The following is a 15,118-nucleotide window of genomic DNA, read 5'->3' on the forward strand; positions in this document are numbered from 1 at the left end:
AGTGCTAAGCAGACACTATGCTATGTTTAACTGATGCTAAATCAGCCAGGTAGCCATAGCCTATGAACCTTATCCCAGAGATTGACTGGAGTATTGCGGCATTACATATCCGTGACTTGCTGATTGCTTTTATCCTTGCGATACCCATTGGTTGGGATCGGGAAAAGCAGGAGCGTACCGCCGGTCTTCGCACCTTTCCACTGGTCGCCGTTGCAGCTTGCGGCTATATGCTGGTTGGTCTGCAGATTCTTGAATCAACGGAAGCTGAATCGCGCGTAATACAAGGTATCATTACCGGTATCGGCTTTATTGGTGGTGGGGCGATATTAAAGAATATTGTTAAAGGTGAAAGCTATGTTCGCGGCACAGCCACGGCAGCAAGCTTATGGTTGACCGGCGCGATAGGATTATCCGTTGCCGCAGGTCTGCTGGAAATTGCGCTGGTGCTTAGCGTGCTGACGTTTATTACCTTACGAATGTTGACTGAAGCCAAAACGATGGTAGAACAACCCAAAGATAAATAGTGTGAGCTTGCGTTGTCATTCTCAGTGACAACACTTCCACCGCTCCCAAAGTAATTGCCGTTTATACCAAAGCTTCGCCATTAATGTTGTCGTTGGATATGAAACTAATCGATAACTGGCTGGATGAGAGCACCCTGAGGGTTTTAATTTATAGGTTTCATTTGCGACAACACGTTCCTGTATGTCTGCCCTCAGGGTCTGGTAAATCACTTGCCTTTGTATACATCAGAGCGATGCCCGATTTTTATCACTTGCACGACTAACTGGTTATCTTTGATCTCATAAATAATTCTGTAAAGTCCCTGCCTGATACGATACAGCGCTTGTCCACTTAGTTTAATAGCACCTTCTCTTCGTGGGTTGTCGGCAAGCGTATTAATTTTGGCTAATATTTTAGCTATGTCTGCTTTGGGTATCGCACTTAAATCTTTGGCTACGGACTTTTTGAACGTTATTTTATATTTTTCCATCAGCTTGCAGACTATTTAACAATTCTTCGTACGATATTTCAGGTTCGTTGGCTCTTTGCCTTACCGCCGCAAGATCTTCCTGATCCTCGCGCATAAGTAATCTTACGGCTTCATCAACAAGTTCAGATATAGAAGTGTCAGAAGAAGCCGCTCTGAGTTTTAACGCATGGTGAATAGCTGGTTCAAAGTAAACAGTTGAACGCTTGGATAAAATGCTCATAAATCACCCCAATCATAATGACGTAACAACATTATAGCGTTATAACATTAATTTCGCGAGACGCCATTTGTATGAGGCTATAAGTTTAGTGGCACCGGCTATGCTTTTGTCATAATCCACAGAATGCCTAAGCGCTGGCCGCTATCACCTATTCATACCGTAAATCTCTTAGCGACAATAGCCACCCGTTGCCCCAGATAATGGGCGGTAATTAAATCAGTTTCGTTTAGTGCACCATCGGTGGAATGAGCTATTAAGCCTGATTGCGCACCAAGCCGGTTGCGCTGCTCTGGGTCATAGTTACCGGGAATGTCGAGGCCTGTCCACAGCATGCCATGTTGATTAGCAAAAATTTGCATATATTGAAGGGTATGTAGTTGATCACCACAGAAGTTTGAACCAATAGTAAAACCGGCAGCAACTTTATCGGTCCACTTTTTTGCTGCCCACAGATCACCGGTCGCATCGGCGAATGCTTTAAATTGCGCCGACACAGAGCCCATAAAGGTTGGTGAGCCGAAAACCATGGCATCGGTATCTGATAACCGGTCAATTAACGCCGTGTTGATATAACGCCCTTCGACAATATCCGCGCCCAGAATTTCCAGGCTAACCACATTAACCCCCTTAACAGCAGAGGCGCCGGCGGCCACTGCATGGGCCAGCTGTCTTGTGGAGCCCGTTGCCGAGTGAAATATAACTGCAAGTTTTGTCATAACATTAAGTTTTCTCATTTTGTGATAGTTGAACAAGCGTTTTGACAATTGTTGACAGCCAACTGCCCTGCCCTAATCACTCAACCAACCGGATAAAACCACGCATTCAAAATCAAGCCAGCTTGTACTTCATACACCACCACAACGTCATAAGGCTGTTCAGCCATACCCCATACCCGTTCATGGTCTATGACCTTATTACCGACCACCATTCTGTTGAGTACTTCGGCGCGTAGCGCAGCGATGGTAAAGCGCTCGGTTTGGTAAAAAGCGGCTAGTGCATCGCGGCCACGCAGTGAGGGAGCGGTGGCCGGCATACGGTAAATGGCGATGTCTTGATGATAGCAGCCAATAAAGGCGGTTAAATCTTTGGCATTATAGGCTTCCAGCTGACGCTGTACCGGTAAGGCGGCTTGTTTGTCCTGCATCCTGTACTACCCTTAGCTTACGGTTTTGGCATGTTAATAGTTGATTCTGCCAGTTTTACACCTTCATTATCTTTAATTTTCAAAAAAATGTCCGTATAGCAATTTTTTTGCATCCAATGCAGGTTGTAAGTCGTAGCTTGATGTGTAGTTGCGTTCTGAGTTCTTCGTTATGAACTCTTTTATAATAACAGGAGTTTTAAAATGAAAAGATTACTTTATCTCGCACTCCCTTTGTTTGTCCTCGGCGGGTGTTTTGATGGCTCTGACGATGATGAGGTGATAGTCGAACCACCACCGGTATTTAGCGTTGACCAGACCTTTGAAGTCAGTTTGTCTGGTGTGCAGCAGGTCCCTAACGTTGATTCGATGCAAATGGCAGTGGCCACCGTCGAGCTGGACACTGATTTAATGCAAATCAGGGCGAGCATGGACCTGTCAGATGTTGAGAATGTTGAAGCTGCGCATATTCACGATGGCGACTTAGGCTTTAACGGTGACGTCGCCTTTGAATTTACCGCCGGTAACGATGGCGTTTACAGTATTGCCGAAACAGATATTACTGCAGAACTGATGGCCGACTTACAAAACGGTGAATGGTATATCAATGTCCATACCACCGAGTACCCGGACGGTGAAATACGCGGTCAGATCGTGAATGAAGACACGGTAATTGTCACCTTCCCGCTGTCAGGCCAGCAAGAGGTACCGGCCGTGATGACCAGTGCCAGTGGTTTTGCTTATGCCGCGGTCGATCAAACTGACTACGAGCTTACCCTTACCGTAAGAACCATGGGTGTTGATGACGCCGAAATGGCGCATATTCATACCGGCCGGGTTGGTACCAACGGCGATGTATTGGTGGCCCTTGAAGCCTATGAAGATGAAGCCGGTGTCTGGGTCATTCCTGCTGACACTATGATTGATCAGGCCACCTTTGAGGTCCTTGCCGGTGGCGGTCACTATGTTAATGTTCACACCCCGGCTAACCCGGGTGGTGAATTAAGAGGCCAAATTCTCACTGATAACTTTGTGCTGGCAACCTTTGGGTTATCAGGTAGCCAGGAAGTGCCAATGGTTGATACTCAGGCGTCAGGCGACGGTTATGCCCTGGTTAATACTGACGACTATATGGTTGAGGTAGTAGCAGTAACTAGCGGCGTTGATTTTGCCACTATGGCCCATATCCATACCGGCCGGATTGGTAACAATGGTGACGTGCTGGTGGGCCTGGTGCAATCTGCCGATGATTTAGGTACCTGGATGACCCCGGAAGACACCCAGATTGACGAAGAAACCTTTGCTGTGCTGGCCTCAGGTGGCCACTACGTCAATGTACATACTCCTGATAATCCGGGTGGCGAGCTGCGCGGCCAGATTTTAACCGACAACTTTGTGTTAGCGACTTTTGCACTTAGTGGCGCCCAGGAAGTCCCTGCGGTTAGCACAATGGCGTCAGGTGAAGGCTACGCGTTGGTTAACACCGCAGATTACAGTGTCGAACTGGTTGCCCTGACCGAAGGTGTTGACGATGCCACCATGGCGCATATTCATACCGGCCGCGTGGGTAACAATGGCGATGTGTTAGTGGCGCTGGAGCAGGATATGGCGGAACCGGGGTAAATGGGTGACCCCTGCCGATGCCATGCTTGACTCTGATATCTTTGCGGTACTGGCCTCTGGTGGACACTATGTCAATGTGCATACGCCTGCCAACCCGGGTGGTGAATTGCGGGGCCAAATCTTAACCGATAACTTCGTGTTAGCGACGTTTGCGCTAAGCGGCTCGCAGGAAGTGCCAGCAGTAACCACTACCGCATCGGGTACCGGTTATGCGTTAGTGAACACCACTGACTTTGGTATTGAGCTGACTGTGCTGACCGAAGGAGTCGATGATGCCACCATGGCCCATATTCATACCGGCCGTATTGGTTTAAATGGTGATGTTCTGGTTGGGCTGGAGCAATCTGCTGATGATGCCGGCAAATGGTCTACGCCAGAGGGCGCGATGATTGATGCCGATATTTTAGCGGTACTGGCCTCAGGCGGTCACTATGTCAATGTACATACCCCCGCTAACCCGGGTGGCGAGCTGCGTGGCCAGATTGTCGCAAGCGATCAGTATGCGTTAGTCACCTTCCCGTTATCGGGTACCCAGGAAGTACCGGCAGTGGACACCACAGCAATGGGTAATGGCTATGCGCTTGTTGGTTTAAGTGATTTCCGCCTGGAATTACAGGTACTGACGTCAGGCGTAGAAGATGCCACCATGGCGCATATTCATACCGGTATAGCGGGCGAAAACGGCCCGGTACTGCTGGGGCTGGAGCAAGATGCTGATGATGTAAACCGCTGGATGGCGCCCGCTGATGCGGCGTTAACCCAAAGCATCTTCGAGGTGCTGGCAGCCGGTGGCCACTACGTTAATGTTCACACCCCGGCGTTCCCGGACGGCGAAATAAGAGGCCAGATTGAGTAGCACCTGCTAGTTAAGCTGTTCATCTGAAGCACAACAGGTCAGTTGCAAAACTGGCCTGTTTTAGTTGGGACAAATTGCCTTTTCCAGTGTCATTGCGCTCAGCGCAGAAAAGCTGTTGCTAAAATTAAATAACACGCCTGAATCTGTGTTGTCAGTTCTGATCGTTAAACGCTTTGTTAAACCGACTGGCTAATGCCAGCAAACTTTTGTCATGCGTCCAGAGGCTAGTGCCCGGAGTCAGTAAGGTTGCGCACAGCAATATCATTTCAACCGAACCACAACCCTGATTATAAAGCTGTTCTCTCTCAATAAAATCAGCGACTTCCTGTAACGCCGGCTGCTGTGTCGGGCGCAGCAAACGCAACGCCGCCAACGTTCGCTGACGAGGTGCCGGCGGTGTGCCACAGTCAATTTCTAATACAATAAGCGGATGAATTACAACCAGATCAGACTGCAGCAACATAGCCAAAACTACATTGTGCTGCCGAAAGTGACTAACCCATACCGATGTATCAACTAGTACATTCATGCTTAGGCCAGCTCTGCTCGCCGCCGCTTAGGTTGTGGCATATCGGGTGCGCTACCGCCAAGTGCAGCAAGTCTGCGGGCTGCTTGCACCCGAATATAGGTTTTGATCGCCTCGCGAAATAATTCCGCTTTGTCCATATCCGGTTCAGCCAGTGCAAGTGCCTGCTGATATAACTCATCGTCAATCGTTACGGTGGTACGCATATCGCCCCCAACATCAGATAAAGCACAAGTATGCATCAAAAATGGCATCTTCGCTAATCGCGTTGTTGAATTGGCCCCGAAAGCTAGCGCAGCACCTTGGTCATAAACATACTATTCGGATCATCCGGGTAATCAGCAAAAGGGCCACAAAACTTAAAGCCCGCGCTTTGGTACAAGGTGCGGGCTGGCAGGAAAAAATTCATTGAACCCGTTTCAAGATAAAGCTGACGAATACCGCTGTGCTGCGCTTGCTCAAGCAAAAACTGCAATAAGGCGCGCCCTACACCCTGCCCCCGCGCCTCGTGAGCCGTTCGCATTGATTTAATCTCGGCCATCTGAGCACTGTGCTGCTTTAACGCCACACAGCCCACTAAAGTATCACCCTGCCAGGCACTCCAGAAACGGATATCAGGTGCTTGTAGTTTACTGATATCCAGTGCATGCACACTCTCTGGCGGTGAGGTGGCATACATATCGTCTAAGTGGCCCTGCAGTAATTGGCTAACCGCTGGCGATTCCAGCCTGCCCGCAACAATGTTCAGCATCTTTAATTAACCGACAACTCAAATACCGCATCAACCGTGCTATTGAAGCTTACCGTTGCTTGCAGATATCGGCCTGGCGCCGCATCGGAGGCATTTAGTCTGGCACCGGTTACCTGGATCATCTCATAGCCACCGCGTTGTCGTTGGCTGTTGGAGTTAATGCTGTAAATTCTGCCCAGCTTGGCATCAAAGGCATTGGCCAGTGCTTTACCGTTGGTCTTAGCATTTTCTGCGGCCATTGCTGTAACTTGTTTACGCAGTTCATCAGCTTTGGACGACTGCAGCTGAATGTCCTGCACTTCGTCTATACGAACGCTCAACGCATAATCAAGCAATTGATTAAGCTGCTCAAGGTTAGTCAATTTTAACTTCAAAGAGCGATTGGCACGATAACCGACGAGTTGCTGCTGATTGCCGTCGGTATAAATATACTCTGGCTCGGTTAGCAGGTTGCTGGCAGTAACATCGTCGGTTTTAACTGCAAAATCATCCAGCCCGTCCAGTAACTGATTGACCCGCTTATCAACATCGGCTTTGGCCTCCAGTGCACTTTTTTGCATACTGGTGACTTCCATTGAAATAACAGCAATATCTGGTGTGGTAGTTAGTTCAGCCGTACCCTGCACCGCAATATGCCGGGTAGCGGGTAAACTGCTGTTGGCGGTTGCCGGCAAAGTCATAAGTAGCAGCAAGCTAATACAAAGTGTTTTCATAATACATCCTTATTAAGGCGGCTGGGGAATAAAGCTGTATCAGGCAGCAAAATGGGCTTGAGCACAGCCTGTAACTTAGCTTTGACAGCATGGATAAAAAATTAGCGACCGACAACATTTTTTCCCTGCAAATCTTTTTAAAATCCTGTATATTGTCGCACTATTTTCAAACCCTAGCTTATTGAGATTACTATGTCAGCAGATTTATCCCTATACAGAAACATTGGTATCTTCGCCCACGTTGATGCCGGCAAAACCACTACTACCGAGCGTATCCTGAAACTGACCGGTAAAATTCATAAGTTAGGTGAAGTTCACGAAGGTGAATCTACTACCGACTTTATGGAACAGGAAGCGGAGCGTGGCATAACTATCCAGTCAGCAGCCGTTAGCTGTTTCTGGAAAGGCTACCGTTTCAACGTTATCGATACCCCGGGCCACGTTGACTTCACCGTTGAAGTATACCGTTCATTAAAAGTACTGGACGGCGGTATTGGTGTATTCTGTGGTTCTGGCGGTGTTGAGCCTCAGTCAGAAACCAACTGGCGTTATGCCAATGACGCGGAAGTATCACGTCTGATTTTCGTTAACAAGCTGGACCGGATCGGTGCTGACTTTATCCGTGTTACCGAGCAGGTTAAAAAAGTACTGGGCGCAAACCCGTTAATCATGACCTTGCCTATCGGTCGTGAAGACACCTTTAAAGGTGTAGTAGATCTGTTAACTCAGAAAGCTTACATCTGGGACGAGACCGGCCAGCCGGAAAACTATGAAGTTACCGACGTACCAGCTGATATGGCTGATGACGTGGAAATGTACCGTACCCAGTTAATCGAAACGGCATTAGAGCAGGATGATGACTTATTAATGGCGTACATGGATGGCGAAGAGCCTTCAGTTGACGACGTTAAGCGTTGTATCCGAAAAGGTTGTCGTGACCTGGCTTTCTTCCCGACTTACTGTGGTTCTGCCTTCAAAAACAAAGGTATGCAATTACTGTTAGATGCAGTTGTAGAATACTTACCATCACCAACTGAAGTTATTCCGCAGCCGCTGACTGATGAAGAAGGTAATGAAACCGGCAAGCACGCTATTGTGTCTGCAGATGAGCCGTTCCGCGCCTTAGCATTTAAAATCATGGATGACCGTTTCGGCGCCCTGACCTTTATCCGTATTTATTCTGGTGTACTGAACAAGGGTGATACCATCCTGAACTCTTTCACCGGTAAAACAGAGCGTATCGGCCGGATGGTTGAAATGTACGCTAACGACCGTATCGACCTGACTTCGGCCCAGGCGGGTGACATCATCGCCTTAGTTGGTATGAAGAACAACACCCAGACCGGCCACACCCTTTGTGATCCTAAGCACCCTTGTACCCTTGAGCCAATGGTATTCCCAGAGCCAGTAATTTCTATCTCTGTTACGCCAAAAGACAAAGGTTCAGTGGAGAAAATGGGTATCGCTATCGGTAAGATGGTGGCTGAAGATCCAACCTTCCGGGTTGAAACTGACGTTGACTCAGGTGAAACCATCCTTAAGGGTATGGGTGAATTACACTTAGATATTAAAGTAGATATTCTGAAGCGTACTTACGGCGTAGAATTAGTTGTAGGTCAGCCACAGGTAGCTTACCGCGAAACCATTACCCGTGAAGTAGAAGACAGCTACACTCACAAAAAGCAATCTGGTGGTTCTGGTCAGTTCGGTAAAATCGATTACCGCATTCGTCCGGGCGAGCAAAACTCAGGCTTTACCTTCAAATCAACGGTTGTTGGCGGTAGCGTTCCAAAAGAGTTCTTACCTGCTATCGAGAAAGGTTTTGAGTCAATGATGTCAACCGGTACCCTGGCTGGTTTCCCGGTACTTGACGTTGAAGTTGAAGTGTTTGACGGTGGTTTCCACGCTGTTGACTCCTCTGCTATCGCGTTCGAAATCGCTGCTAAAGGCGCTTTCCGTCAAACCATGCCAAAGGCCGGCGCACAACTGCTTGAGCCAATCATGAAAGTTGACGTGTTTACCCCGGAAGATCACGTAGGTGATGTAATCGGTGACTTAAACCGTCGTCGTGGCATGATCTCTGGCCAGGAAGCGGGCGTTACCGGTGTGCGGATTAAAGCTGACGTGCCATTGTCAGAAATGTTCGGTTACATCAGTACCCTGCGTACTATGACCTCAGGCCGTGGTCAGTTCTCTATGGAGTTCTCACACTACGCACCGTGCCCGACCAACGTTGCAGAAACGGTTATTGCTAAAGAAAAAGAAAAGAAAGCGGCTGCTGCTAAAAACTAAGCATTAACCAAGCTTAAAAAGCCCCGCCCGTGCAAACCGGCGGGGCTTTTTGTTTTACGTATTAATTTTTAAGCAACAGGAGTATGGTACACACCTACCGGAGTTGGCCCTATGGCACATGCCTTGCTACAGTTAAAGACTTAACTTAACGACTAAAGCGCATTGCGCCACTGCGCAGGACAAGGAGTTGCCGATGAGCGTAACCAGTTTTACCCAGGGCGGCTATCCGCTGACTGCTGACTGTTTTGACGAACTGGTCAGTGCTAATGGCAGTATTCGCCGGCCCGCCGTTGCTATTGCCCGCTTTATTGATAAACATGGCGCCAGCGAGCTCACACATAGACAAAGGCAGATTAATCAGACAATTAGCGATATGGGTGTCTGTTTTACCCTGTACGCTGACGGCGATAATATTGACCGTGCCTGGCCATTAGACGTGATGCCACGTACCATTCCCAGTAGTGAGTGGCAGCATACCAGTGCTGGTTTAAAGCAGCGGCTGCGCGCACTTAATCTGTTTATAGATGACTTATATAACGAACAGAAAATTCTGAAACAAGGCATCGTTCCGGCAGAACTGGTGCTGCAATCCAGAAATTATCTAAAACCCTGTCAGGGTGTTTCGCCCCGTTTTAAGGCATGGGCGAACATTTGTGGCACCGATTTAGTGCGGGATGGCAGCGGTAAGTTTCTGGTACTCGAAGACAACTTACGGGTGCCATCCGGCGTGTCATATATGCTGGAAAACCGCACGGTAATGAAACGGGTATTTCCGGAGCTGTTTGCCGACTCAACCATTTTCCCGGTTGATGACTACCCGCACCAGCTGTGGCAGATGCTGGCGTCATTATCACCACGCGATGGCGATGTGCCCTGCATCGTGCTGTTAACGCCGGGCATTTACAACTCTGCCTATTTTGAGCATACCTTTCTGGCGCAGCAGATGGGGATTGAGCTGGCAGAAAACCATGACTTGTATGTGGAAGATGACGTCGTCTGGCTGAAAACCCTGCGCGGCAAACGCCGGGTAGATGTTATTTACCGCCGGGTAGACGATGTATTTATTGATCCGCTGGCGTTCAGGCCTGACTCGGTGCTTGGCATCCCCGGCCTGATCAAAGCCTGGGCCAAAGGCAATGTGTCGATTGCTAATGCTCCCGGTTCTGGCGTAGCAGACGATAAAGTCATTTATGCGTTTGTGCCGCAAATTATTGAATATTATCTGGGCGAACAACCGCTGCTGGATAATGTTGAAACCTTTTTGTGTCTTGACCCTAAACAGAAAAGCTATGTGCTGGCCAACCTCGACAAACTGGTGGTAAAACCCGCCAATGAGTCTGGTGGCTACGGTATTTTAATCGGGCCGCGCTCAACATTAGCAGAACAACAGCAAATGGCAGAGGCCATCGAGGCCAACCCCCGTAACTTTATTGCCCAGCCGACGTTAAATTTATCGACCGCACCAACGTTGTGTGGCGAGGTGCTGGAGCCACGTCACCTCGACTTACGGCCGTTTATTCTGCAAGGTGCAGAATTGTACTGTACTACTGGTGGTTTAAGTCGGGTAGCCCTGACCCGGGGTTCCTTAGTGGTTAATTCATCGCAAGGCGGTGGCAGCAAAGACACCTGGATCATCAACGATGAGGTTTAAACTATGTTATTAAAATCCGTTGAGCATATTTTCTGGCTGGGTCGTTATCTGGAGCGGCTGGACAATACTGCCCGCCTGGTCAATGCCACCAGCCATCTGCTGATTGACAGCCACAAGGACACCAAATTCAGTTGGCCGGTGCTGCTGGATGTCATGGGCCTGAACAGCGCAGAGGCGCTGGATTCCTATCAACTGCCGGCCGACGCTAAACCGGAGCAATCCAGTATCGAAAACGCGGTGATGGCGCATTTAATCAGCAACAAAGACAGCACCGTGTCAATTCGCTACACCTGCAGCCAGTTAAAATTTAATGCCCGCACCATCCGCCAGCTTATTCCGCGGGATATGTGGGAAGAGCTGAATAAACTCGATCTGTTTTTACAGCAGCACTGCCAGCAGCTGCAAGGCAGGCAGCACCGTTACAACCTGATGACCGAAGTCAGTCGGCGCTGCCAGATGGTGGTTGGGGTGCTGGATGGTGTCATGCTGCGTGGCGATGCCTTTGATTTGTTTAACAGTGGCCGATTGCTGGAACGGGCTGATATGACCACCCGGATTATGGACGTGTTGGTACTACAACAACTGCAGCCCACTCAGATTAAACGGCCAAAGTTTCGCTGGACCTCAATTCTTAACGCCTTAGGTGGCATCGAGTCTTATCATTATTATGTAGCTGAACAAAGCGGTGATGTTGACGCCATAGATTATCTGCTGACCTATGCTGATTTTCCGCGATCGATAGCCTACTGTTTGAACCGGGTCGCTGCCTCGGCCAGAGGTTTACCGCACAGCAACGCTATTTTGCAGCAGGTTCATGCCCTGCAGGCACTGCTGAAAGAGCAGCCGCTGACTGACTTATCAACCGAACAGCTGCATGTATTAATTGATCAGATCCAGGCCGGCATTATTCACTTGCATCAGGTAATTGTTGAACCTGACAATAGCCAGCAAAGTCAGCAGCTTTCAGCCTGAACCAGCAAAACACAGGATCCTTATGTCCCTGAATACCGGGCAACCGGGCTACAGCGAGCAGCAACACTGGCAAACGCTTCCCCAGTGGCAGACCCTGCAACAATGGTGGCACCGGCAGGATGACCGTCAGCGCAGCCAGTTACACAGCGAACTACAGCACCAGCTGCGGGAAAATGGCGCAGCAGTTGATCCCTGGCATACCTCAGCACGGCAACTTGACCTGTTACCCTGGCTGATTGACGATATGCAATGGCAGAAACTCGACGCGGGGCTGGTGCAGCGTCACCGGCTGCTTAACGCCATGCTTGCTGACTTATATGGCCCACAACAGTTGTTGCAGCACGGTATTGTCCCAGCCGATGTCATTTATCTGAATGCGGAGTTTCTGCTGCCCTGTGCCAACTTAGCCCAACCCTATCCATGGTTATCGCTGCTGGCTTGTGATGTCGGCCGTGACAACAATGGCCAGTTCTGCGTCTACAATGATGTCAGCCAGGTGCCGGCCGGCCTGGGCCATGTGCTGGAACATCGGCTGGCGTTTAACAACACCACCACTGAGCTGAACAACCAGATAAAGAAAAGCCAGTTAGCTGGTTTTTTCCGGCAATTACAACAATTGTTGCAACAACCGGCAGCAGACAGTAACCAGCAACAACTGGCGGCGTTGCTGACTCATCAAAAGCGTGACACTGCCTATTTTGAACATGCATTTTTAGCAAATTATCTGGATATTGCGCTGGTGCATGGCGCCGATTTAATGTTTAAAAATGGTCAGTTATGGCTGAAAACCTTAAGTGGTTTGCAACCACTGCATAGTATACTGCGTTATCTGGATGACAACAGCTGTGATCCGCTGGAGCTGGCGCCGGCCAGCAGCGGCTGCGCTGGCTTGCTACAAAGTATCCGGAGTAATCAGCTGTTTTGTGCCAACCCGCCGGGCACCAGATTACTGGAGTCGGGCGCGCTGCTACCTTTTATGGATAAAGCCTGTCAATTCCTGTTGGCTGAACCGCTGCAACTGGCCACAGTCCCCACCCTGTGGTGTGGCGAGCCAGAGGCGCTGGCCTTGGTGCAGCAGCAGCCTGAACGTTATTGTTTGCAGCATTTAACCAGTAACCAGCAGTTTTTGCCGGCGCTGCTCAGCACTGATCCGCTTAGCGACTTGTGGCAGCAAATTAAGCAACAGCCGCAGGCTTATATTGCCCGCGAAATCTTGCCATTAAGCCAGTTATCCTGCTGGTCTGCCAACGGCGGCTTGCAGCAGCAGGCCGGCGCCCTACGGCTATTCAGCCTGCAGGATCAGAAAAGTGCTATCCCCGAGGTGTTGCCCGGCGCGCTGGGACGAACCGACGTTAACCCGCTTATTCTGCAGAGCGGGCTGCGAGAGGGGTTCAATCAGCAATTTAACGCTAAGGATGTCTGGGTACTGGCGGAAAAAGCTCACAGCAGCAGCTTATTACAAAGTGCTGGCAACCGGTTTACCTTGTCACGCCAGGCCGGCTTGCTACCCAGCCGGGTGGCAGATCACTTATTCTGGTTAGGCCGCTATAATGAACGTTTAAACCTGATTTGCCGGGCATTGCGCGCTGCTTTGCCGCTGTTAAGTGGTGATGATCCTCAGCAGGGCCAACATGATGCCAGAACCCTGTTACGCTTTTGCCTGCAGGCCAGCGGCGCAACCCCAGCGCCGGATGGTGATTTAAGCCTGTTACTAAACCCGCTGTTTTCAGCGGATAACCCGCATGGGCTGATGGCCATCTTAAAAAACCTGCTGTTTAACGCCCAGTCGGTTCGCGAATACTTTAGTGAAGACACCTGGTACGTGCTGGACAGGCTGCAAAGCGCAGTTTATAGCTGGCCGGCACAGCCCGACTGGCAACATCCGGCTGCGTTGCTGCGCAGCATGGACGAGATTATATTACTGCAAACAGCTATTTACGGTATTAATAACGAAACTATGAGCCGGACCCATAGCTTACGCTTTATGGACCTGGGCCAGCATCTGGAACGGGCACTGCAAACCAGCGGCCTGCTGCATGCAGTGTTTTGTCAGACCACCCCCGGCGCCAGCCTGCTCGAAGCCCTGTTACGAATGGCTGATACCCTGTTAACGTATCGCCGGCGTTACCACAGCGCACTGCATCCGGTACCGGTAATGGATTTGTTGTTGCTCGATGACAGCACTCCCCGCTCGGTTGCTTATCAGTGCACAATCTTATTGCATCAGGTGAAAAAGCTACCGCCCCAGCAATTTTCGGCGGGCGACACAACGCAGCGACCGGGGAATGAAAGTCAGCTGGCCGGCGAATTGCTGGCACTGTTGCAACAAACCGACCCACGGCAGTTATTTGATGGTCTGCAGCAGGCACAGCCTGAGCTTAGTCAACTGCTGTTACAATTGCAGTTAAGACTGCGTCAGTTGTCTGACCGCATTACCCTGTCCTATTTCAGTCATGTCGACTTCCATAACCAGTGGCAACGTTTCTGATATGAAATACAGCTTACGACATCTTACCCAATACAGTTACCCGCAGCCGGTAGCCAACAGCTATAATCTGGCCTGCGTTACGCCGCGCCAGCTACCCTATCAACAGGTACTGCAAACCCGGCTTGAGGTAATGCCCCAGCCCTCTGAAATACAGCAGCGGCTCGACTATTTTGGCAATACGCAGCATTTCATCCATCTACAAAGCCCACATGATCAACTTAGTGTCTCTGCTGACAGTATCGTTACCGTGCAGCCAAGGCATAATGTGCTGAAAATTCAGGATGCGGTCAGTCTAAGTCAGTTGCACAACCATATGGCCGGCGAGCATGACCCAGCTACCCTGCAGGCCAGACTTTGCTTACATGCCAGTCAGCTTATCCCGCTGCTCCCCCAAGCCAAAGCATTAATAACGCCGTTACTACGCGAAAACCAGAATGTGCTGCAGCTGGCGCAGGCATTAAATGGTTTTATCTTTAATGAATTTCAGTACGATCCGGAGTTCAGCACCGTCGTAACGCCACTTCGCGACGTGATCAGTCATAAGCGTGGCGTTTGTCAGGACTTCGCCCAATTGGCGATAAGCTGTTTGCGGGCTGTCGGTATTCCGGCCCGCTATGTCAGTGGATACCTGGAAACCCGGCCGCCAGAGGGACAACCGAGACTGGTAGGTGCTGATGCTTCCCATGCCTGGTTCGCCGTATTTGATCCTTCATTAGGCTGGATAGATTTTGATCCGACCAATAATCTGCTGGCCGACGAACAACATCTTACCGTGGCATTTGGTCGTGACTATGCAGATGTAGTGCCACTGAAAGGCTTACTGCAGGGCAATGGCGAGCACACCCTGACAGTAGCCGTCGACGTCGCACCGCTGGCCGATTAGCAAGCGAT

16 protein-coding genes are annotated in these 15,118 nt (G+C 49.9%); 8 read left to right on the forward strand and 8 right to left on the reverse strand.

The genetic code is table 11. From position 1 onward, the window contains the following. The first annotated feature begins 62 nt into the window (after positions 1-62). Positions 63-524, forward strand: coding sequence for an MgtC/SapB family protein (locus tag KG631_RS11210; protein WP_213999812.1), 462 nt, complete (start codon positions 63-65; stop codon positions 522-524). A gap of 206 nt (positions 525-730) precedes the next feature. On the opposite strand, the gene KG631_RS11215 is transcribed toward KG631_RS11210, so the two are convergent. The 4 genes from KG631_RS11215 to KG631_RS11230 form a co-directional block, all read right to left on the reverse strand. Continuing rightward, positions 731-994: a type II toxin-antitoxin system RelE/ParE family toxin gene (locus tag KG631_RS11215; protein ID WP_213999813.1), complete on the reverse strand. Its 264-nt coding sequence runs from the start codon at positions 992-994 to the stop codon at positions 731-733. Continuing rightward, positions 981-1,214 (reverse strand): ribbon-helix-helix domain-containing protein, encoded by a 234-nt coding sequence (locus tag KG631_RS11220; RefSeq protein ID WP_213999814.1) that lies wholly within the window; start codon positions 1,212-1,214, stop codon positions 981-983. The genes KG631_RS11215 and KG631_RS11220 overlap by 14 nt, the downstream gene beginning before the upstream one ends. A 152-nt stretch (positions 1,215-1,366) precedes the next feature. Next, on the reverse strand, positions 1,367-1,930 hold the full coding sequence (locus KG631_RS11225) for a flavodoxin family protein (protein WP_213999815.1): 564 nt from the start codon (positions 1,928-1,930) through the stop codon (positions 1,367-1,369). A gap of 80 nt (positions 1,931-2,010) precedes the next feature. Beyond that, a complete protein-coding gene (locus KG631_RS11230; RefSeq protein ID WP_213999816.1) occupies positions 2,011-2,358 on the reverse strand; it encodes a nuclear transport factor 2 family protein in 348 nt (115 codons plus the stop codon). 201 nt (positions 2,359-2,559) lie between these two features. On the opposite strand from KG631_RS11230, the gene KG631_RS11235 reads away from it, so the two are divergent. Together KG631_RS11235 and KG631_RS11240 are read left to right on the forward strand one after the other, a co-directional pair. Next, entirely contained in the window at positions 2,560-3,978 is a 1,419-nt protein-coding gene (locus KG631_RS11235) for a CHRD domain-containing protein (protein ID WP_213999817.1), read from the forward strand. Between the two features lie 4 nt (positions 3,979-3,982). Then, the gene (locus KG631_RS11240; RefSeq protein ID WP_213999818.1) at positions 3,983-4,834 is read left to right on the forward strand and encodes a CHRD domain-containing protein; all 852 of its coding nucleotides are present in this window, start codon (positions 3,983-3,985) and stop codon (positions 4,832-4,834) included. A 151-nt stretch (positions 4,835-4,985) separates the two neighbouring features. Here the strand turns inward: KG631_RS11240 and KG631_RS11245 are convergent, their stop codons facing one another. The 4 genes from KG631_RS11245 to KG631_RS11260 form a co-directional block, all read right to left on the reverse strand. Further along, on the reverse strand, positions 4,986-5,363 hold the full coding sequence (locus KG631_RS11245; RefSeq protein WP_213999819.1) for a VapC toxin family PIN domain ribonuclease: 378 nt from the start codon (positions 5,361-5,363) through the stop codon (positions 4,986-4,988). A gap of 2 nt (positions 5,364-5,365) precedes the next feature. Further along, entirely contained in the window at positions 5,366-5,566 is a 201-nt protein-coding gene (locus KG631_RS11250) for a type II toxin-antitoxin system VapB family antitoxin (RefSeq protein ID WP_213999820.1), read from the reverse strand. Between the two features lie 83 nt (positions 5,567-5,649). Then, on the reverse strand, positions 5,650-6,111 hold the full coding sequence (locus KG631_RS11255; protein WP_213999821.1) for a GNAT family N-acetyltransferase: 462 nt from the start codon (positions 6,109-6,111) through the stop codon (positions 5,650-5,652). Positions 6,112-6,113: 2 nt separating this feature from the next. After that, the gene (locus tag KG631_RS11260) at positions 6,114-6,824 is read right to left on the reverse strand and encodes an SIMPL domain-containing protein (RefSeq protein ID WP_213999822.1); all 711 of its coding nucleotides are present in this window, start codon (positions 6,822-6,824) and stop codon (positions 6,114-6,116) included. Positions 6,825-7,016: 192 nt separating this feature from the next. Between KG631_RS11260 and fusA the strand changes: the two genes are divergently transcribed. From fusA to KG631_RS11285, 5 genes are all read left to right on the forward strand, one after another. Beyond that, positions 7,017-9,116 carry an elongation factor G gene (fusA, locus tag KG631_RS11265; protein ID WP_213999823.1) on the forward strand — a complete coding sequence of 700 codons (2,100 nt, stop codon included), beginning with the start codon at positions 7,017-7,019 and terminating at the stop codon, positions 9,114-9,116. Between the two features lie 193 nt (positions 9,117-9,309). Further along, a complete protein-coding gene (locus KG631_RS11270) occupies positions 9,310-10,767 on the forward strand; it encodes a circularly permuted type 2 ATP-grasp protein (protein WP_213999824.1) in 1,458 nt (485 codons plus the stop codon). 3 nt (positions 10,768-10,770) lie between these two features. Continuing rightward, a complete protein-coding gene (locus KG631_RS11275) occupies positions 10,771-11,739 on the forward strand; it encodes an alpha-E domain-containing protein (protein WP_213999825.1) in 969 nt (322 codons plus the stop codon). Between the two features lie 22 nt (positions 11,740-11,761). After that, complete coding sequence (locus KG631_RS11280; RefSeq protein WP_213999826.1) at positions 11,762-14,227, forward strand: circularly permuted type 2 ATP-grasp protein; 2,466 nt, start codon at positions 11,762-11,764, stop codon at positions 14,225-14,227. Between the two features lies 1 nt (position 14,228). Beyond that, positions 14,229-15,110 carry a transglutaminase family protein gene (locus KG631_RS11285; RefSeq protein ID WP_213999827.1) on the forward strand — a complete coding sequence of 294 codons (882 nt, stop codon included), beginning with the start codon at positions 14,229-14,231 and terminating at the stop codon, positions 15,108-15,110. The last annotated feature ends 8 nt before the right edge of the window (positions 15,111-15,118 follow it).

The sequence above is a fragment of the Arsukibacterium sp. genome, from assembly GCF_018402695.1.
Taxonomy (GTDB): Bacteria; Pseudomonadota; Gammaproteobacteria; order Enterobacterales; family Alteromonadaceae; genus Alishewanella.

What these genes read in the sequence shown, in the direction of transcription:
- KG631_RS11210 (WP_213999812.1), top strand. Translation starts at nt 63, where the DNA reads ATGAACCTTATCCCAGAGATTGACTGGAGTATTGCGGCATTACATATC.
- KG631_RS11215 (WP_213999813.1), bottom strand. Translation starts at nt 994, where the DNA reads ATGGAAAAATATAAAATAACGTTCAAAAAGTCCGTAGCCAAAGATTTA.
- KG631_RS11220 (WP_213999814.1), bottom strand. Translation starts at nt 1,214, where the DNA reads ATGAGCATTTTATCCAAGCGTTCAACTGTTTACTTTGAACCAGCTATT.
- KG631_RS11225 (WP_213999815.1), bottom strand. Translation starts at nt 1,930, where the DNA reads ATGACAAAACTTGCAGTTATATTTCACTCGGCAACGGGCTCCACAAGA.
- KG631_RS11230 (WP_213999816.1), bottom strand. Translation starts at nt 2,358, where the DNA reads ATGCAGGACAAACAAGCCGCCTTACCGGTACAGCGTCAGCTGGAAGCC.
- KG631_RS11235 (WP_213999817.1), top strand. Translation starts at nt 2,560, where the DNA reads ATGAAAAGATTACTTTATCTCGCACTCCCTTTGTTTGTCCTCGGCGGG.
- KG631_RS11245 (WP_213999819.1), bottom strand. Translation starts at nt 5,363, where the DNA reads ATGAATGTACTAGTTGATACATCGGTATGGGTTAGTCACTTTCGGCAG.
- KG631_RS11250 (WP_213999820.1), bottom strand. Translation starts at nt 5,566, where the DNA reads ATGCGTACCACCGTAACGATTGACGATGAGTTATATCAGCAGGCACTT.
- KG631_RS11255 (WP_213999821.1), bottom strand. Translation starts at nt 6,111, where the DNA reads ATGCTGAACATTGTTGCGGGCAGGCTGGAATCGCCAGCGGTTAGCCAA.
- KG631_RS11260 (WP_213999822.1), bottom strand. Translation starts at nt 6,824, where the DNA reads ATGAAAACACTTTGTATTAGCTTGCTGCTACTTATGACTTTGCCGGCA.
- fusA (WP_213999823.1), top strand. Translation starts at nt 7,017, where the DNA reads ATGTCAGCAGATTTATCCCTATACAGAAACATTGGTATCTTCGCCCAC.
- KG631_RS11270 (WP_213999824.1), top strand. Translation starts at nt 9,310, where the DNA reads ATGAGCGTAACCAGTTTTACCCAGGGCGGCTATCCGCTGACTGCTGAC.
- KG631_RS11275 (WP_213999825.1), top strand. Translation starts at nt 10,771, where the DNA reads ATGTTATTAAAATCCGTTGAGCATATTTTCTGGCTGGGTCGTTATCTG.
- KG631_RS11280 (WP_213999826.1), top strand. Translation starts at nt 11,762, where the DNA reads ATGTCCCTGAATACCGGGCAACCGGGCTACAGCGAGCAGCAACACTGG.
- KG631_RS11285 (WP_213999827.1), top strand. Translation starts at nt 14,229, where the DNA reads ATGAAATACAGCTTACGACATCTTACCCAATACAGTTACCCGCAGCCG.